Below are 18745 nucleotides of genomic sequence, written 5' to 3' on the forward strand. Positions count from 1 at the left end.
TCGCGGGTCTTGAGCAGTGGGTGGAAGGAGATGCAGCCGTCGCGGGCGGGCCGGCGCCTTGCCGGCCCGGCGCGCTCAGCGGCGGATGAAGGCCGCGATCACGGCGCTGATGATGCAGCTGGTTGCCACGATCGGGAACACCAGCGAGGTATTGCCGGACTGGTCCAGGATGCGGCCGATCAGAGGTTCGCCCAGGCCTGCGAGCAGGTACGAGAAGAAGTTCAGGATGCCGGTAGCGGTGCCGGCCCGCCTGGCGCCGACCAGGTCCGGGCACAGCGCCCAGAAGGACGAGGCGGGGCCGTACACGAAGAAGCCGGCAAGGAACAGCGCGACGATCGCGCCCATGCCCGTGGGCAGCTGGTACATGATCATCGAGGCAATCGCACCCAGCACCATGTAGAGCATGATGGCCTTGCTGCGGCTGGAGCCGAACAGGCGGTCGGAAATCCAGCCGTTGGACAGCGCGCCGAAGGCCATGCCCACCGGCAGCGCCACCGAGATCCAGGCCGGGTCGATCAGGGTCTCGGCGCTCTTCCAGTTCTTGCCCAGGAAGTGGACCGGCACCCAGACGATCAGGCCATAGCGCGCGGCATTCTGGAAACCGATCGACAGGCCCGCGACCAGCAGCCGCGGGTTGCGCAGCACGGCCTTGTAGCGCGACCAGGAGCTTTCGCCGGCATCGGTCTCGACTGCCGTGGCCTTCTCCGCATCCTCGGCCTTGGCCACGCCGGTATCGGGCGACTTGAAGCCAAGGTCTTCCGGCCGCTCGCGCACGATCAGGAAGAAGGTGATGCCGCCCACCAGCATCAGCAGCACCGGCAGGCGGAAGATCCAGCGCCAGTCCAGGTGCAGGATGTTCACGACCACGATCGAGGTGACGAACGACAGCACCGAGGCGCAGCCGGCCGCGAACACGTAGAAGCCGTAGACTTTGCCGCGCTCTTCGGCGCCCCACCAGTTCGACAGCAGCCGGCTGCCGGGCGCCCAGCCAAGGGCCTGGAAGTAGCCGTTGATGCCCCAGGGAATCGCCAGGCTCTTGAAGCCGACGGCGAAGCTGACCACCCAGTTGGCGGCGCACGACAGGATCGCGCCGGCGGTCATCACGCGGCGGCCGCCGAACTTGTCGCCCAGGTTGCCGTTGATGGCCTGCCCGATGGCGTAGCACCACAGCAGGCAGGTGGAGGCCCAGCCCAGCGCTTCCTTGGAAAACCCGAATTCCTGCTGGATGCCGGGAATGGCGAAGCCAAAGGTTTGCCGCCCGGTGTAGAAGAAGAAGTAGCAGAACATCGCGGCCAGCAGCATGCGCCACTGGGCGCGCCGGAACGAATGCTCGGCCGGAGCGACGAACGCCCCTGCCTGGATGCGATCGGCAGTTTCCATTTTTGTCTCCTCTTGTATTGTCGGCCCGTATTGCGGGCTCGTGTTGGCCGGCGGCACCGTCGGCCGGGGTCGTGCCACTAGGCCGGCACAGCGCCGATGAAGTTCTTGCCCCGGGCGCCGTCCAGCGCACGCGCGATCATGGCGCCGGCCTCGTCGTCGGAGACGCCGTAGTCGGCAAACTCGGTCTTCACGCCCAGGTCCTGCAGGAAGGCGCGCAGCCGCTGCTGCCCGTTGCCCAGCACCGGCCCGAACAGCCGCTGCAGCGTGCGGTCGCGGTCGGGCCGGCGTGCCCAGGCTTTTTCAAGCACCATCGGCAGCGTGAACGAGCACGCGATGCCGTGCGGCAGGCCATGGCGCAGCGTCATTTCGTAGGAGATGGAGTGCGCAAGTGCCGTCTTGGTATTGGAGAACGCCATTCCGGCCTTGAGGGCGGCCAGCGCCATGCGCTCACGCAGGCAAATGTCGTCCAGGTTGCGCACCAGTTCCGGCAAGGTGTCGAAGATGTCCTCCACCGCCGAAATCGCGAAGGTGTCGGAAATCGGGTTGGCGTTGACGTTCCAGATCGATTCCAGCGCGTGGGACAGGGCATCGAGCCCGGTGGAGATCGTGGTGCCCCGCGGCACCGACATCATCAGCTCCGCATCCACGATGGCCGCTTCGGGCCAGGTTGCCTGCAGGTGAAGCGAGTACTTCTTCTGGTTCGCGGCGTCCCAGATGGTGGCCCAGGGCGTCACTTCGCTGCCGGTTCCGGCAGTCGTCGGCACCGCGATCAGCGGCTTGACCTGCGCCGGCGTGAACGCCTTGCCGGTCGCCAGCAGGCTGATCAGCGAATCGAACCGGCCCGACCTGGTCCCTACCATCAACGCCTTGGCGGTATCGATCGCGCTGCCGCCACCGACCGCAACGATGGCGTCGCAGGCGTCGGCGTCTTCCCAGAAGCGGTTGTACAGGCCGGACAGCTGGGCGACATCCGGGTTCGGCTGCACATCTTCGATCAGCCCGGCAAGGTCTGCGCCCAGCAGGGCTTCAAGCCGCGCCACCAGTCCCAGCGCGCGCGCTTCGGGAAAGGTCACGACGACGACGCGCCGGCCGTGCAGCAGGGCCGGGAGCCGGTCAAGGCTGCCAGCCCCGCAATGGATCGACACGGGGTTGTGGTAGGCATGGTTCATGGGGTCTCCTCACTTCTTTTCTGGGTAGCCTGGGCGGCAGCTTGAGCCGCGTTTCCTGGTGGCTGAAGTTTGGGAGACGCCAAACCCCCGGTCCAATCGCATCTTTGACGGCGAGGTGCGCCAAAACCGATGGATCGCCGGCACGCTGCCGGCCTCGGGGAAACCCTGTACGCAACGGCACGCGTCTGTGGGAGACTCGCCGCACACACCGCGCAGAACGGCGGCCAGCCCCCATCGAGACCCCATGTTCCACCAGTACTACAAGTCGATCCGCTGCTTCCATGCGGTCGCCCGGACGGGCGGCTTCACTGCCGCGGCGCAATACCTGCATATCGGGCAGCCGACCGTGACCGACCAGGTCAAGGCGCTGGAGACGCGCTTCGGCGTGGAGCTGTTCCTGCGCGCAGGCCGCACCGTGCGCCTGACCGACACCGGCGAGCGGCTCTACGCCATCACCCAGGGCTTGTTCGGGCAGGAAGAAGAGGCCATGCAGTTCCTGCAGAGCGCGCACAAGCTCAAGACCGGGCTGGTGCGCGTGGGCGCGGTGTCGCCGCCGATCGCGCTGGGGCTGGCGCGTAGTTTCCGTTCCACCCATGCTTCGCTGGAACTGACGGTCACCATCGGCTCGGAAGCCTCGGTGCTGCGCGGCCTGCAGGATTTCGATATCGACGTCGGCATCCTGGCCGAGCCCGATCCGGTCGATGGCCTGCATATCGCGCCGTATCGGAAAGAGCGCATCGTTGCCGTGATGCCGGCCGGCCATCCGCTGGCCGCGCGCGCTTCGATCACGGTGCAGGAGGTCGCCGGCGAAGCCGTGATCCTGCGCGAGCCGGGCTCGAAGACCCGGCTCCGGGTTGAACGCGCGTGCGCACAGCATGGCGTGGCGCTGAACTGCGTGATGGAGATCAACAGCCGCGAGGCCATCCTGCATGCAGTGGCCAATGGCATGGGCATCAGCTTCGTCACGCAGATCGAATGCATCCCGCTGCCGGGCCTGCAGGTGGTGCCGGTCGACGAGCCGCTGCTGTCGATCGACTATTCGATGTGCTGCCTGGAGGTGCGCAAGGAGCGGCCGCTGATTGCGGCGCTGTTCGCGGTCGCGCTGGGCTAGTGTCCTGTTCCGCAGATAGCTTGCCAAAGTGAAATCGTCCAGTTGGTCGTCAGGCCAGGCGCGAGGAGGCGCCATAGCCGTAGCTATGGCAACGACGAGCAACGACGCATGGCGGCCAACTGGGCGATTTCATGGCAAGGTATTTGCGGAACAGGACACGAGTACCCTGCCGTCATCCGCCCCAACCTGCCTGCACGAGCGTAGCCACGCCCACGCCGACCAGGACGGCCCCGGTGAGCCGTACCGCAAGCCTGGCCACGCGCGCACCCGCCGGCATCCATCGTTCGAGCGTCATCGCCAACATCACCGCTGCCATCACGCGCAGGTCCATCACGCCCATGACGAGCAATGCCGCGGTCAGGCCCGCACAGCACCGGGTGCAGTGCGCGCCCAGCCGCAGGCCATGGCGCCACGCCGAGCCGGCATCCGCCGGCAGTGCGCGCGTGCGGCCCGCTGCGCTGGCGCAGCAGGCAAGCTGCCGTGCTTTCCACGCGGTGAACTGCAGCACGCCTGCCATCACCAGGACCACCGCAGCAGCGAGCGGCGCCGCGCGCGCCAGGCCCTGCGCCTGCACGGCTATCGCCGCCAGCGCAGCGCCAACCGGGAAAACGGCGAGGCCCACCATGCCCCACACGAAGAAGTAGCCGGCGCCCGCCAGTACCGTCGACATGCCCGGGCGCACCTGCCCTGCCGTCGCCAGCGCCTGGCGGTAGCGCCACAGCATCGGTGCCAGCGAGGGCAGCATCATCGGCACCATCATGGCGATCCACATGCCGAGGAAGGCCATTGCCGTGCGGGCCCAGGTCTGGCCGCACATCCGCATCCACGCCATCGACATGGTCCAGCCGCCGGGCATCGGCGTCGCGCCCATTGCGGGCATGGACGCATGCCAGGCGAGTGTCGCCGCCACGCCGGCGATGTATAGCACGGCCACGATGCCAAAGAAGGCAAGGCGCGGGCCGGCGCTGCGTGAGCGCGCCGGCCTGTGCGCGGTGAGTACGCTGGACACGGCCTGCCTCAGCCCTGCTCGTACTCGTCGTGCCGGCGCCACCAGACCCCGGCCTCGTTGCGTCCGCGCGGCGCGCGGTCCAGCCACTGGTACATGCCCCACAGGCCATCCAGCCCGCGCGCATAGGTGGAATAGGTGTGGTACACAACGCCATCTTCCAGCGCGAAGGCGCTCATGCCGGGCCGGTCGCGCTGGTACGTTGCGGCATCGGTGCCGCACATGACAGCAAAGCGGGCCTCGGCCGCAGCGCCGCCGGCCTCCAGCTCGGGGCGCCAGGCGAATGCCGCCTCGCGCCGGTAGTTGTAGTCGATATCGCCCTGGCGCTGTTGCGCTTCGCTGAACCAGACGTTGAAGTCCGTGTTGAAGTCGCTGCCCTGCGACGACGCCCACGAGAAGGTCCAGCCCATGCGCCGCTGGTACGCCAGCAATTTCGCCAACGGTGCCCGCGACACCGCGGCCAGCGTGACGTCGTGATGCGCCAGGTGGACGGCAAAGCCGTCAAACCCGTCCGCAATCGCGGAGCAGGACGGGCAACCTGCCTGGTAGTCCGGGCCGAACATGAAGTGGTAGACCAGCAGTTGCGAACGTCCCTGGAACAAGTCTGCCAGCGAGGCGCTGCCCGCCGCGGTCTCGAACCGGTAGGGCTTGTCGATTCGAACCCACGGCAAGGCCCGGCGCTGCCGTGCCAGTTCATCGCTGCGTCGGGTGAGATCCTTCTCGGCCTCGAGCAGTTCGCGCCGCGCGGCCAGCCAGGCTTCACGGGTTCCGGTGCTGTGTGTGGTCATCGTGCATCCCTCCGTTGGTTGGTGTTCGTGTGCTAGATTAGGCGCCGGCTTCCAACGGTGGGAGTGACAAGTGTGGCGGGATTTCTGGCGGGATTCGGATGGACTCACGCATTGCCGCCGCGGCGCTAGCGCTCGCCGCGGGCGATCCGCTTGGCGCGCTGAACCGGGTTGCCCTGCGCGACGATCCGCCGGCGCTGGCGCTGCGCGGCATCGCCATGGCGCAGCTTGGCGACCTCATCCGCGCGCGGGCACTGTTGCGCAGCGCGGCGCGCGCCTTCGGTCCGCGCGAAGCCGTCGCGCGCGCCAGGTGCGTGGTGGCCGAAACCGAAATCGCCTTTGTCTCGCGCGACCTGGGCTGGCCCGCAAAGACGCTGGACAGCGCGCGCGCCACCCTGGAAGCGCACGGCGACTGGGTCAACGCCGCCCATGCGCGCTATCTGGAGATACGGCGGCTGCTGCTGATCGGCCGCATCGACGACGCCGAGCAGGCGCTTGCCGGGCTTGACCCCACCCCCTTCCCGCCCGCATTGCGCACAACCCATGCCCTGATCGTGGCGGGCATCGCGATGCGGCGCGTGCAGACCCGGCCGGCGCGCGCCGCGCTGGCACAGGCCGCGCACGCGGCGCAGCGCGCCGGCATCCCATCCTTGCGCGCCGAGGTAGAAAGCGCGGCCCTGGCGCTGCATAGCCCCGCGGCACGCCGCATCGCGCGCGGCGAGGAACGGCCGCTGCTGCTCGAGGAAGTCGAAGCGCTGCTGGCATCGAAAGCGCTGGTCGTCGATGCGTGCCGCTATGCCGTGCGCTGCGCTGGCACCGCGGTCTCGCTCGCCAGGCGGCCGGTGTTGTTCACGCTGGCGCGCGCGCTGGCCGAGGCCTGGCCCGCCGACGTGCCCCGGGACACGCTGATCGCGCACGCCTTCCGCACCAGGCATGCCGATGCTTCGCACCGCGCGCGGCTGCGTGTCGAGATCGGGCGGCTGCGGGCGGTGCTTGGCGCATTTGCCGGCGTCACGGCAACCGGGCGCGGCTTCGCACTGGTGCCGCAGCGCGCGCGCGAGGTAGTGGTGCTGGCGCGGCCTGTGGAAGAGAAGCACGCAGCAGTGCTCGCCTTGCTGGCCGATGGCGAGTCATGGTCCAGTTCCGCGCTCGCGCTGGCGCTGGGTGCCGGCCAGCGCTCGGTGCAACGGGCACTGGAAACGCTGGCGGCAGCGGGCAAGATCCAGTCCCTTGGCCACGGGCGCGCGCGCCGCTGGATGACGCCGCCGGTGCCGGGATTCACGACGACCTTGTTACTCCCCTCGCCGCTGCCGGTTGACTAGCATGTAGCCATCCCCAAGCCAACAGGATGACAGCATGAAACGATCACAAGCCGAAGTGCTTCGCGAGTATGGCCCCTTCCCCGGCGTCGAGAACGTCCACGGTGTCAGCTATGACGGCCAGCGGGTCTGGTTTGCCAGCGGAGACAAGCTCAATGCCCTGGACCCGGTCACCGGCAGGACACTGCGCTCGCTCGATGTCGCCGCCCATGCCGGAACGGCTTTCGACGGCCAGCACCTGTACCAGATTGCCGAGGACCGGATCCAGAAGATCGATCCGCAAAGCGGCCGCGTGCTGGCCACGATCCCCGCGCCGGGCGGCGGCGGCGACTCGGGGCTTGCCTGGGCCGAAGGCACCTTGTGGGTGGGCCAGTACCGGGAGCGGAAGATCCACCAGGTCGATCCACAGACCGGGGCGATCCTGCGCACCATCACGTCCGACCGCTTTGTCACCGGCGTCACCTGGGTCGATGCCGAGCTCTGGCACGGCACCTGGGAAGGTGACCAGAGCGAGCTGCGGCACATCGACCCGCAATCGGGCGCGGTGCTGGAATCGGTCACCATGCCGGCCGGTGCGGGCGTGTCGGGGCTGGAGTCCGATGGCGGCGACCAGTTCTTCTGCGGCGGCGGCAACAGCGGCAAGATCCGTGCGGTGCGCCGGCCCGGGCCAGCCGGAAAGCGCCCCGCCGGCGCCGCGGGCAAGTAGCCGGCATTCATCCTGAGCGGATCGTTTTCACTATTCCTTACAGACAAAGACGTTGCCACCATCTATTCTCCTGTCGCAAACGGAATCCCCCACAACAAGGAGAATGCGATGAAATCCGCTCTGGCCCTTCTGGTCGCCTGCAGCGCACTGCTGGGCGGCTGCGTGGTAGCCCCTTATGACACCTACGGCAGCGGCCCCCAGGGCTGCCCGCCTGGGCAGGCAAAGAAGGGCAACTGCCGCGTCGACCCGTACGGCAACGAGTCCTTCTGCCCGCCGGGACAGGCCAAGAAAGGCCGCTGCTGAGCCAGCGCCGGCGCCGCACTGACCGGCGGCCCCGGCTGCCCCCGGCACCAGCCGGTGTTGCACGGGCCGGCCTGGCGGACGGAGAATGGCCGGATGCGGGCATCTCGTCCGCAGGAGAGCGCCATGCAATCCCGCACGCCATCCCGGTGTATCGGCGAACTGTGCGTCGCCGCTGTCGTGCTCGGCTCGCTCGGGGCCTGTGCGACCTTGCAGCCGGAACAGACCGGCAAGCGAATGATCGGCAGCCCGGAAAGTGCCGTACGCAGTACATTCGGATCCCCCACCGAGACCTACCGCCTCGCCGACGGCACCAGCCGCTGGATCTGGTCGCGCCAGCCCCTTGGCCATGAGGTCTACGCCGCCGATTTCGACGCCGACGGCAAGCTCACCAACTATCGCCAGATGCTGACCGAGACGGAGATCTACCGCGCCCAGGTCGGGGCCTGGACCAAGAAGGACGTGCAGGAGCACTTTGGCCTGCCGCGCGAGCCCATCCAGTACTACGCCCTGATGAAACGTGAAGCCTGGTCCTGGCGCATGTACAAAGATGGCTTGCAGACCGCGCATTTCAGCTGCTACTTCGATGACGCCGGCGTGCTGCGCCAGACCATGATCATCGTCGACCCGCTCGGCGGCGACGCGCGCCGCTCGCGCTGAAGCGACGCCAGCGAGGCAGCCGGTGCCATTGCCGGCAGCAGGGGCTCCCCGGCCCACGGGCTTTTTTGCGCGCAGAATGGTGACGATGCGGCAAGCGCCGCCAACCCTCCATGCGGAAACGAACGTGACCACTGCGATCCTGCTCGAGAACATCCACCAGAGCGCCAATGCCCGGCTGGCTGAAGCCGGCCTGCAGGTCGAGCGCCGCACCGGCGCCCTGGCCGGTGCCGAACTGCGCCAGGTGCTGGCCAGCCACGACGTGGTCGGCATCCGCTCTGCCACCCACCTGCGCGCCGACGACATCCGCAGCGCGCCCGAGCTGCTCTCGATTGGCTGCTTCTGCATCGGGACCTCGCAGGTGGACCTGGAAGCCGCCACCACGGCCGGCATCCCGGTGTTCAACGCGCCCTTCTCCAACACCCGCTCGGTGGCCGAGCTGGTGGTGTCGGAAGCAGTGATGCTGCTGCGCCGGATTCCGGAAAAGAACGCCCTGGCACACGCCGGCAAGTGGGCCAAGGGCGCCGCCGGCGCGTTCGAGGCGCGCGGCAAGACCATTGCCATCGTCGGCTACGGCAATATCGGCTCGCAGGTAGGCGTGCTGGCCGAATCGATGGGCATGCGCGTGGTCTACTACGACGTGCTGGCGCGGCTCTCGCACGGTTCCGCGCGCGCCGCGGGATCGCTGGAAGAGGCAGTGTCGCAGGCCGAAGTGGTGACCCTGCATGTGCCAGCCACGCCGCGCACGCGCAATATGATCGATGCGCGCATCCTGGCCGCCTGCAAGCCGGGCGCGATCCTGATCAATGCCTCGCGCGGCAGCGTGGTGGACATCGCCGCGCTGGCCGCGGCGCTGCGCGAGAAGCGCCTGGGCGGCGCCGCCATCGACGTGTTCCCGGAGGAGCCGAAGACCAACAACGATCCATTCGTCAGCGAACTGCAGAACCTGCCCAACGTACTGCTGACCCCGCACGTGGGCGGCAGCACCGAAGAGGCGCAGGAGAATATCGGCACCGAAGTGGCGGCCAAGCTGGCGCACTTCCTGGCCACCGGCGGCACCATCGGCGCCGTCAACTTCCCCGAGGTCGATCCCGGCCCGCTGCACGCGCCGGCGCGGCTGCTCAATGTGCACGGCAACGCGCCGGGCGCCCTGGCGGCACTGAACACGCTGCTGGCGCAGGAAGGCGTGAATATCACCGGCCAGCACCTGCAGACGCGCGGCCACACCGGCTATGTGGTCACCGACCTCGACCGCGTGCCGTCAGACCAGCTGATGCAGGCGCTGCGCACCCATGCAGGCTTTGCCCGCTCGCGGCTGATCCTGCGATAGGACAGCGGCCGTCCCCAGGCTCAATTGTCACAGAAGTGTCATAACTCTTAAGAATGTTCTGAAACCGTCGCTATGATGAATATGGCCCACGCGCGGATCCGTGGGCCTGCACTGTGCCGGTTCTCAGTGGCGCCCTGTCTCGGGGCCACGCTGACAATAAGAGAGAGGGGTAGTCATGAAAACGGTCGAACTCAGCAGGAAGACCGCCGGCGTTGCCGGCCGGCTGGTCGCAGCGGGCGTTCTGGCAGCCGCGGGTATCGGCCCCGCTGCCGCGCATACCGGCACCCTTACGTTCCTTGGGGGAATCTCGTATCCGTCCTGCGGCTTCCGTCCGTCCGCCGGACAGTTGCAGGCGAGCTGCCAGCAGCCGTCGGGGCAGATCGTCTCGGCGCCGTTGCCGTTGTCGCCTGCCCGGATGCCCGGGCAAGCCCGCATTGGCGTGGCAAGGCTGGACGTCGAGCCCGCCCGTGCCAGGCAACGCGGCACGCCGGACGCGTACGTGGTGGTAGTGACCTACCAGTAAACGCGCGGCAGGCAGGCGCCCGCACCAGCCGGCCCTGCCTGCCGCCATGCCCTGCCGGGGCCGCGTCAGTCCAGGCGGATATTGGACGCCCGGATCGCGTCAGCCCAGTAGGTCTGCTCCACCTTCACCACATCGGCAAAGGCCGCGGGCGAGCTTCCCTTGACGATGATGCCGAGATCGACCAGCCGTGTGTGCAGCTCGGGGTTGGCCAGCACGCGGTTGACGTCGGCAGACACCTTGTCGACCACGGCGCGCGGCGTCGCCGCCGGCGCGAACAGGCCCAGCCAGCCCTGGCGCTCCAGCCCGGGCACGCCCGCCTCCTGGAAGGTCGGCACCTCCGGCAGCAGCGGCGAGCGCGACTGCCCGGCCACGGCGACTACCTTGAACTTGCCGGCGCGCGCATGCTGGCGCGCGGTGACCGCGGCCACCATGCCGGCTGGCAGTTGCCCGCCAAGCAGGTCATTGACCAGCGGGCCCTCGCCCTTATAGGGCACGTGGGTCAGCTCGACCCTGGCGTTGCGGCCGAAGATCTCCATCTGCAGGTGCCCGCTGGAACCCAGGCCGTAGGTGCCGTACGGCAGCGGCTTGCCCAGCTTGCGGATGTAGTCGATCAGTTGCTTCACGTTGGCGGCCGGCACCTCGGGCTGGACCACCAGCGCCAGGTTGGAGGTCGCCAGCTCCGAGATCGGCGCGAAGTCACGCACCGCGTTGTAGCTTGCCTTGCTGTACAGGAGCGGGGCCTGGACCAGGCCGGTCAGCGCGAACAACAGCGTATAGCCGTCGGGCTCCGCCTTGGCCACCATGTCCGCGCCGATCATGCCCCCGGCACCCGGCCGGTTGTCCACCACAACCGCCTTGCCCCATGCCTTGGCCAGGCCGTCCGCTACCATGCGCGCGACCACGTCGCCGGTCCCGCCCGCGGCGTACGGCATCACGATGCGCACCGTGCGTGCCGGGAAATCCACGCCTTGGGCACCACCCTGCGCCCGCGCGCCCAGACCAACCCCTGCCAGCGCCGCACCCGCGACGCCCAGACCCATCTGCTGCAGAACCCTGCGCCTGCCTTGCTGCATGCCTTGTCTCCTGTGTCTCGTCTCCGGCAGCCGGCCTCGTACCGTGCCGGCATCCCTGCCACGCCACGCCCGGCCAGCCTCTGCGGACCGCTGCCGGGAGCGCGTGCGGGCCACTGTAGGAGGCTCGGGCGACGGTGTCGTCCATCGAAGGGAGGAAATTCGGCAAACCGGCAGAATCGTCCAAAGGAACTAGGACGCAACCCTCAGCGCCGTGGAACAATCGCCCGGACCTGATGCCCCGCGCCAGAATATTGCCGATGCGGCACTTTTAGTCCTGTTCACCGCATGCGGGCCACGGTGGCAGTGGCGGCATCGCCCCCCAGGAGAGTGCATTGCATCCCTTTGCCAACCATGCCGCGGGCGGCGGCCCGCCGCCGCTGCCGACGGTGCTCGCCTCCAAGCTCGCGCCCCCCGTGGCGCACCCCGCCACCATCGGCCGGCCGCACCTGGTCGCGCGCATGGCGCAGGACCGCGCGGCGCGCGTGATCCTGGTGCGGGCCGCGGCCGGCTTTGGCAAGACCACGCTGATGCAGCAATACGCAGACTATTGCGCAGCCCAGCAGCAAGCCACGGTGTGGCTGCGCCTGGATGCGGGCGACAATGACCTGGAACGGCTGCTGGTCCACCTGGACGCCGGCCTGGCCGCGCTGCGCGGCGGCAAGCGGCGCGGGGCGGCAGCGCCGGAGCCGGCCAGCGGACCACGCCTGGCGCAGCGCATCCTGGGGCTGGTGGGCGCCGCGGCGCAGCCGTTCGCGATCGTGCTGGACGATTTCGAGACCTTGCAGAGCCTGCCGGCGCTGGACCTGGTGCAGCAGCTGATCGAGGCGATGCCGCCCAGTGGCACGCTGGTGATCGGCTCGCGCACCGCGCCGGAAATCGGCTTGGGCCGGCTGCGCGCGCGCGGGCAGTTGCTGGAGATCCCGCCCGCCGCCCTGCATTTTTCCGTCGACGAGGCCACGCAGCTGCTGCGCGAGCGCTGCGGCCTGCCGCTGCGCGACAGCGACATTGCCACGCTGCACCGCCGCACCGAAGGCTGGGCCACCGCGATCTACCTGGCCGCGCTGTCGCTGCAGCAGCGCGGCGACCACGCCGCCTTCGTCGCCGCGTTTTCCGGCACCCACCTGGAGCTGGGCGAATTCCTGGCCGAGGACATCCTGGCGCGGCAGTCCGACGCGTGCCGCGCCTTCCTGCTGGAAACCAGCGTGCTGGGCCAGCTGAGCGCGCCGCTGTGCGACGCCCTCACCGGCCGCGCCGACGCGCGCGCGATGCTGGACCACCTCGAACGCGCCAACCTGCTACTGTTTCCACTCGATGCCGAACGCACCTGGTACCGCTACCACCGCCTCTTTGCCAGCTTCCTGCAGCACCGGCTGGCCGTGCAGGCGCCGGAGCGGGTCGCGCCGCTGCACCTGGCCGCCGCGCACTGGTACCTGGAGCACAGCTACCCGATCCCCGCGGTGGACCACCTGCTGCAGGCGGGCCGGCATGAAGAGGCCCTCAGCGCCATTGCCAGCCAGTCCGACTCGCTGCTGGGCACTGGCCGGGTGCGCCTGCTGTTGCGCTGGTTCGAGCAGATCCATCCCGCAACGCTGGCGCGGCAACCGGCGCTGGCGCTGACGCGCGCGTGGGTGCTGCTGCTCAACCGGCGCCACGCCGAAGCCATGGCCGCACTGGCGTCATTCCAGCGCGAACTTGAGCAACCCGGCGACGACAACCAGCGTGCGCGCCTGGGGGTGGAAGCACAGACCATCCACTGCGTGCTGCTGGCCATGACCGACCAGGTCGAGGCCTGCCGCGATGCCGCCGGCGCGCACCTGCGCCGCCTGGCGCCCGACGAGCCCTTTCAGTACCGCATCCTGGCCAATTCGCTGGCCTACGCGCTGATCTGCACGCACCGCTACGACGAAGCGCGCAGCGTGCTGTCGCGGGCGACGCTGCGCGCGCAGCAGCCGCAGCCGGTACGCAGCCTCAGCGACACGCTGGAAGGCGTGATCGACCTGGTGCAGGGGCGCCTGGGCAACGCGCTGGCGCGCCTGCGCGCCGCGTCCGGCGACAGCCCGGGCAGCGACGTGTTCTGGGCACTGGCGCTGTATGAGCACGATGCCCTGGAAGAGGCCGGGCGCCTGCTGGCCAACGCGCTGCCCTACAGCAAGGGCAACGGCCCGCCCGATTCGCTGATCGCCTGCCACGTGCTCAGCGCGCGGCAGGCGCTGGCGCGCGGGGACCGCGGCCAGTGGCTGCAGCGCCTGGCTGAACTGGAGCAACTGGGACAGCAGTCCGGCACCGCGCGCATCGTGTGCTCGGCCTGGCTGGAGCGGGCCCGCGTCGCCACGCTGGAAGGCAAGCTGGAAACCGCATCGCAGGCGTTGCAGGCCGCCGACCTGTACGGCGGCTGGGAAGCGCTGGACGCCACCGGCCATGCCAACGACATCGACCGGCCTTCCATCGCGCGCTGCCGGCTCGACATAGCGCGCGGCAATATCGCGCCGGCGCTGTCCGCGCTGGATGCCGCCATCGACGCCGCACTGGCACGCCAGCGCTACTGGCGCCTGATCCGGCTGCGCGTCCTGCGCGCCACCGCGCTCGACGGCATGCAGCAGCGCGATGCCGCGCTGCAGGAAATGACCGAAGCCCTGCGCCTGGCCAGCCATGAAGGCTTCCTGCGCTCCTTCCTGGAAGAAGGCGAACGCGTTGCCGTGCTGCTGCGGGCCTGGGCAGGTGTCCATCTGGCACAGGCAGCAGCGCTTGGCGTGGCCGAGCCCTTTGTCGCCAGCCTGCTCGCGCGGCTTGCCGACGCAGGCTCGACCAGGCCGGCCGCAGAACCGCCGGCGGAACCGGCGCACCAGCCCGACCCGCTGACCGGGCGCGAACTGGAAGTGCTGCGCATGTTGTCCGCGGGTTACCGCAATCGGGTGATCGCGCAGAAGCTGTTCCTGTCCGAGCTGACCGTCAAGTCGCACCTGCGCCGCATCCATGCCAAGCTGGGCGCGCAAAGCCGCACCGAAGCAGTGGCACTGGGCCGCGCGCGCGGCCTGATCCCGTGAGCCGTGGGCACGGGTAAGCGAGTGCAGTCTTGACACCTTGGCTGGCGCTTCCTTTAATGGTGTAACGCATCAGGTGTCTTGCCTGATCACTTTTGCCGATTACTTCACGCCATGATGGAAACCGGTGAAGCCCACGATCCGCAGCGCAAGCAAGAAGAACTGCGCAGTTTCCTTTTCCTGACCGCCGTGATGGTGCCGGTACTCTCCGTCATCATCGTGGCGGGCTATGGGTTCATTGTCTGGATGACCCAACTGATCAGCGGTCCGCCGTCGCATTGAGCGGCCCGGCAGCCCGGTGCGCAATACCTGCCGCGACCGGGGCGGCATTTGACAAATAAAAACAAGCTGCAGCACAGACTGAAACGGCATCGAACCGGAGCTTGCGCATGCCCGCAGCAAGACGTGCCATCCCCATCCAGCCGCTGCCCGCGAGCGCAGAGTGGCATATCGCCGGCATCGTCGTGCATGCCATTCCCGACAGCCTGGCGCAGGTGCGCGCCGCGATCGACGCCATCACTGGCGCCGAAGTCCACGCCGCCAGCGACGCCGGCAAGCTCGTGGTCACCATTGAAGCCCCCACCTCGCGCGCCATCGCCGCGCACCTGACATACCTGCACCAGCTCGAGGGCGTGCTGTCGGCCGCGCTCGTCTACCAGCACAACGAAGACGCCGAGGCAATGCACGAAGCGATGGACCCGGCGATGAACGAGGAGGCAGGCACATGACCATCTCTCGTCGTGATTTCATCAAGCAGACCGCTGTCGCCGCGACCGCATCAGTTGCCGGCGTGGCGCTGCCGGCCGGGGCCGCCAACTTTGTCACCGACAGCGACATGACCAAGCTGAAGTGGTCCAAGGCGCCCTGCCGCTTCTGCGGCACCGGCTGCGGCGTGACCGTGGCGGTCAAGGACAACAAGGTGGTGGCCACCCAGGGCGATCCGCTGGCCGAGGTCAACAAGGGGCTGAACTGCGTCAAGGGCTATTTCCTGTCGAAGATCATGTACGGCCAGGACCGGCTGACCAAGCCGCTCTTGCGCATGACGAACGGCAAGTACGACAAGAACGGCGAATTCGCCCCGGTCACGTGGGAGCGCGCCTTCGACGAGATGGAGCGCCAGTTCAAGCGCGTGCTGAAGGAAAAAGGTCCGACCGCGGTGGGCATGTTCGGTTCCGGCCAGTGGACTGTGTGGGAAGGCTATGCCGCGTCCAAGCTTTACAAGGCGGGCTTCCGCTCCAACAATATCGACCCCAACGCGCGCCACTGCATGGCATCGGCCGTGCAGGGCTTCATGCGTACCTTCGGCATGGACGAGCCGATGGGCTGCTACGACGATTTCGAGGCCGCCGATGCCTTCGTGCTGTGGGGCTCGAACATGGCCGAGATGCACCCGATCCTGTGGACCCGCATCACCGACCGGCGCCTGAGCTACCCCAAGACGCGCGTGGCGGTGCTGTCGACCTTCACGCACCGTTCCTTCGACCTGGCCGACATCCCGGTCATCTTCAAGCCGCAGACTGACCTGGCGATGATGAACTACATCGCCCATTACATCATCAAGAACAACAAGGTCAACAAGGACTTCGTCAACAAGCATACGGTCTTCAAGGAAGGCGTGACCGACATCGGCTATGGCCTGCGCCCGGAACATCCGCTGCAGAAGGCGGCCAAGAACGCTGCCGATCCCGGCGCCTCGCGCCCGATCACCTTCGATGACTTCGCGCGCTTCGTGGCCAAGTATGACGCCGACCACGTCAGCAAGCTGTCGGGCGTGCCCAAGGCCAAGCTGGACCAGCTGGCCGAGCTGTATGCCGACCCCAACGTCAAGGTGATGTCGCTGTGGACCATGGGCTTCAACCAGCATACGCGCGGCAGCTGGGCCAACAACATGGTCTACAACCTGCACCTGCTGACCGGCAAGATCGCCACGCCGGGCAACAGCCCGTTCTCGCTGACGGGGCAGCCGTCGGCATGCGGCACCGCGCGCGAGGTGGGCACCTTCTCGCACCGGCTGCCGGCCGACATGGTGGTGACCAACCCCAAGCACCGCGAAGAGGCCGAGCGCATCTGGAAGCTGCCGGCGGGCACCATCCCCGACAAGCCAGGCTACCACGCCGTGCTGCAGAACCGCATGCTCAAGGACGGCAAGCTCAATGCCTACTGGGTGCAGGTCAACAACAACATGCAGGCCGCCGCCAACCTGATGGAAGAAGGGCTGCCGGGCTACCGCAACCCGCAGAACTTCGTGGTGGTGTCGGACGCCTACCCCACCGTGACCGCGCTGGCCGCCGACCTGATCCTGCCCAGCGCGATGTGGGTGGAAAAGGAAGGCGCCTACGGCAATGCCGAGCGCCGCACGCAGTTCTGGCACCAGCTGGTCGATGCGCCGGGCGACGCGCGCTCCGACCTGTGGCAGCTGATGGAATTCTCCAAGCGCTTCAAGGTCGAGGACGTCTGGCCCGCCGACCTGATCGCGAAGAAGCCGGAGTATCGCGGCAAGAGCCTGTTCGACGTGCTCTACCGCAATGGCCAGGTCGACAAGTTCCCGCTCAAGGAAGTCAGCGCCGAGTACCACAACGCCGAGGCCAAGGCCTTCGGCTTCTATGTGCAGAAAGGCCTGTTTGAAGAGTACGCAAGCTTCGGCCGCGGCCACGGCCACGACCTGGCGCCGTTCGATGCCTACCACGAGGCGCGCGGGCTGCGCTGGCCCGTGGTCAACGGCAAGGAGACCCGCTGGCGCTACCGCGAGGGCAGCGACCCTTACGTCAAGGCCGGCACCGGCTACCAGTTCTACGGCAACCCCGACGGCAAGGCGGTGATCTTCGCCCTGCCCTATGAGCCGGCAGCCGAATCGCCCGACAAGGAATACCCGTTCTGGCTGGCCACCGGCCGCGTGCTGGAGCACTGGCATTCCGGCTCGATGACGCGGCGCGTGCCGGAGTTGTACCGCGCCTTCCCCAACGCGGTGGTGTTCATGCATCCGGAAGACGCCAAGGCAATGGGGCTGCGCCGCGGCGTCGAGGTGGAAGTGGTGTCGCGGCGCGGGCGCATGCGCTCGCGCGTGGAGACCCGCGGGCGTGACGCGCCGCCGCGCGGGCTGGTGTTCGTTCCGTGGTTCGATGCCAGCCAGCTGATCAACAAGGTGACGCTGGACGCCACCTGCCCGATCTCGCTGCAGACGGACTTCAAGAAGTGCGCGGTCAAGATCGTCAAGGTCTAGCCCGGAATCGAACAGGGAGACGCCATGAAACCAAGCCGGTCCTGGATGCCCCTGCTGGCCCTGTGCGCGCTGCTGCTGGCCGTGCTGGCGCTGCAGGTGAGCGCACCCGCGCGCGCGCAGGGCGTGGTCGACGCGATGCGCGGGCCCACGCCCATCGCCAGCGAGAGCAAGGCGCCGCTGCTCTACCCGACCGAGAACAAGGACATCCGCCGCACCCGCAACTACACCATGCAGCCGCCGACGATCCCGCACAAGATCGACGGCTACCAGCTCGACAAGGACTTCAACCGCTGCATGTTCTGCCACGCCCGCACGCGCACCGAGGAAACCCAGGCAATCCCGGTCAGCATCACGCACTACATGGACCGCGACAACAACGTGCTGGCCGACGTCTCGCCGCGCCGCTACTTCTGCACGCAGTGCCATGTGCCGCAGGCCGACGCCAAGCCGCTGGTGGGCAACACCTTCGTCGACGTCGAACAGCTGCTCAAGCGCAAGCCCGGCGTCAAGGGCTCGTCCAACTAGCGGATGCGCGCCATGCTCGACCTGCTCAAGCGTTACTGGCGAACCATCAACCGGCCCAGCGCGTATTTCAGCCTGGGCTTCCTGACGCTCGGCGGCTTTATCGCCGGCGTGGTGTTCTGGGGCGCGTTCAACACCGCGCTGGAACTGACCAACACCGAGCAGTTCTGCACCGGCTGCCACGAGATGCGCGACAACGTCTACCAGGAGCTGCAGGGCACCATCCACTTCACCAACCGCAGCGGCGTGCGCGCCAAATGCTCGGACTGCCACGTGCCGCACAACTGGACCTCCAAGATGGCGCGCAAGATGCAGGCGTCCAAGGAGGTCTGGGCCAAGATCTTCGGCACCGTCGACACCCGGGAAAAGTTCCAGGTGCACCGGCTCACGCTGGCGCAGCATGAATGGGCACGCTTCAAGGCCAACGATTCACTGGAATGCCGCAACTGCCACGACTACCAGTCGATGGACTTCACGCGGCAGAGCCCGCGCGCGCAGGCCATGCATTCCACCTACCTGGCCAACAAGGAGAAGACCTGCATCGACTGCCACAAGGGCATCGCGCACCACCTTCCCGACATCTCCAAGGCCGAGGAGAAATGA

18 protein-coding genes are annotated in these 18745 nt (G+C 68.0%); 13 read left to right on the forward strand and 5 right to left on the reverse strand.

Annotated elements, in window-relative coordinates:
• Positions 1-75 precede the first annotated feature (75 nt).
• Both AC3WON_RS01625 and psrA read right to left on the reverse strand, forming a co-directional pair.
• Positions 76-1380, reverse strand: a complete 1305-nt coding sequence (locus AC3WON_RS01625) for an MFS transporter (RefSeq protein WP_492350961.1) — start codon at positions 1378-1380, stop codon at positions 76-78.
• A 77-nt stretch (positions 1381-1457) separates the two neighbouring features.
• Entirely contained in the window at positions 1458-2549 is a 1092-nt protein-coding gene (gene psrA / locus AC3WON_RS01630; protein WP_492350962.1) for an iron-containing alcohol dehydrogenase PsrA, read from the reverse strand.
• A 244-nt stretch (positions 2550-2793) separates the two neighbouring features.
• Between psrA and AC3WON_RS01635 the strand changes: the two genes are divergently transcribed.
• Positions 2794-3660: a LysR substrate-binding domain-containing protein gene (locus AC3WON_RS01635; protein ID WP_492350963.1), complete on the forward strand. Its 867-nt coding sequence runs from the start codon at positions 2794-2796 to the stop codon at positions 3658-3660.
• A 172-nt stretch (positions 3661-3832) separates the two neighbouring features.
• Here the strand turns inward: AC3WON_RS01635 and AC3WON_RS01640 are convergent, their stop codons facing one another.
• The gene (locus AC3WON_RS01640; RefSeq protein ID WP_492319121.1) at positions 3833-4669 is read right to left on the reverse strand and encodes a DUF2182 domain-containing protein; all 837 of its coding nucleotides are present in this window, start codon (positions 4667-4669) and stop codon (positions 3833-3835) included.
• A gap of 8 nt (positions 4670-4677) precedes the next feature.
• Positions 4678-5454 (reverse strand): DUF899 domain-containing protein, encoded by a 777-nt coding sequence (locus AC3WON_RS01645; protein ID WP_492319120.1) that lies wholly within the window; start codon positions 5452-5454, stop codon positions 4678-4680.
• Between the two features lie 98 nt (positions 5455-5552).
• Between AC3WON_RS01645 and AC3WON_RS01650 the strand changes: the two genes are divergently transcribed.
• The 6 genes from AC3WON_RS01650 to AC3WON_RS01675 all read left to right on the forward strand — a co-directional run bounded on the left by AC3WON_RS01650 (position 5553) and on the right by AC3WON_RS01675 (position 10286).
• Positions 5553-6773 carry a helix-turn-helix domain-containing protein gene (locus AC3WON_RS01650; RefSeq protein WP_492350964.1) on the forward strand — a complete coding sequence of 407 codons (1221 nt, stop codon included), beginning with the start codon at positions 5553-5555 and terminating at the stop codon, positions 6771-6773.
• 34 nt (positions 6774-6807) lie between these two features.
• On the forward strand, positions 6808-7476 hold the full coding sequence (locus AC3WON_RS01655; RefSeq protein ID WP_492319118.1) for a Vgb family protein: 669 nt from the start codon (positions 6808-6810) through the stop codon (positions 7474-7476).
• A 108-nt stretch (positions 7477-7584) separates the two neighbouring features.
• Positions 7585-7779: a lipoprotein gene (locus tag AC3WON_RS01660; protein WP_010813486.1), complete on the forward strand. Its 195-nt coding sequence runs from the start codon at positions 7585-7587 to the stop codon at positions 7777-7779.
• 123 nt (positions 7780-7902) lie between these two features.
• The gene (locus AC3WON_RS01665) at positions 7903-8436 is read left to right on the forward strand and encodes a hypothetical protein (protein WP_492350965.1); all 534 of its coding nucleotides are present in this window, start codon (positions 7903-7905) and stop codon (positions 8434-8436) included.
• A 76-nt stretch (positions 8437-8512) separates the two neighbouring features.
• Entirely contained in the window at positions 8513-9763 is a 1251-nt protein-coding gene (serA, locus tag AC3WON_RS01670; protein ID WP_492319116.1) for a phosphoglycerate dehydrogenase, read from the forward strand.
• A gap of 175 nt (positions 9764-9938) precedes the next feature.
• Positions 9939-10286 carry a hypothetical protein gene (locus tag AC3WON_RS01675; RefSeq protein WP_492350966.1) on the forward strand — a complete coding sequence of 116 codons (348 nt, stop codon included), beginning with the start codon at positions 9939-9941 and terminating at the stop codon, positions 10284-10286.
• 65 nt (positions 10287-10351) lie between these two features.
• Here the strand turns inward: AC3WON_RS01675 and AC3WON_RS01680 are convergent, their stop codons facing one another.
• Positions 10352-11359, reverse strand: coding sequence for a Bug family tripartite tricarboxylate transporter substrate binding protein (locus tag AC3WON_RS01680; RefSeq protein ID WP_492350967.1), 1008 nt, complete (start codon positions 11357-11359; stop codon positions 10352-10354).
• Positions 11360-11691: 332 nt separating this feature from the next.
• Between AC3WON_RS01680 and AC3WON_RS01685 the strand changes: the two genes are divergently transcribed.
• The 6 genes from AC3WON_RS01685 to AC3WON_RS01710 all read left to right on the forward strand — a co-directional run bounded on the left by AC3WON_RS01685 (position 11692) and on the right by AC3WON_RS01710 (position 18745).
• Positions 11692-14403, forward strand: a complete 2712-nt coding sequence (locus AC3WON_RS01685) for a winged helix-turn-helix domain-containing protein (protein ID WP_492350968.1) — start codon at positions 11692-11694, stop codon at positions 14401-14403.
• 111 nt (positions 14404-14514) lie between these two features.
• Positions 14515-14682, forward strand: a complete 168-nt coding sequence (napE, locus tag AC3WON_RS01690; RefSeq protein ID WP_013952465.1) for a periplasmic nitrate reductase, NapE protein — start codon at positions 14515-14517, stop codon at positions 14680-14682.
• A 107-nt stretch (positions 14683-14789) separates the two neighbouring features.
• On the forward strand, positions 14790-15128 hold the full coding sequence (locus tag AC3WON_RS01695) for a chaperone NapD (RefSeq protein WP_035819411.1): 339 nt from the start codon (positions 14790-14792) through the stop codon (positions 15126-15128).
• Positions 15125-17620, forward strand: a complete 2496-nt coding sequence (gene napA, locus AC3WON_RS01700; protein ID WP_492350969.1) for a periplasmic nitrate reductase subunit alpha — start codon at positions 15125-15127, stop codon at positions 17618-17620. Before AC3WON_RS01695 ends, napA begins: the two co-directional genes overlap by 4 nt.
• A 24-nt stretch (positions 17621-17644) precedes the next feature.
• Positions 17645-18145 (forward strand): nitrate reductase cytochrome c-type subunit, encoded by a 501-nt coding sequence (locus AC3WON_RS01705; RefSeq protein ID WP_492350970.1) that lies wholly within the window; start codon positions 17645-17647, stop codon positions 18143-18145.
• A 12-nt stretch (positions 18146-18157) separates the two neighbouring features.
• Positions 18158-18745 carry a NapC/NirT family cytochrome c gene (locus AC3WON_RS01710; protein ID WP_492350971.1) on the forward strand — a complete coding sequence of 196 codons (588 nt, stop codon included), beginning with the start codon at positions 18158-18160 and terminating at the stop codon, positions 18743-18745.

This window comes from Cupriavidus sp. FW305-46 (assembly GCF_058787075.1).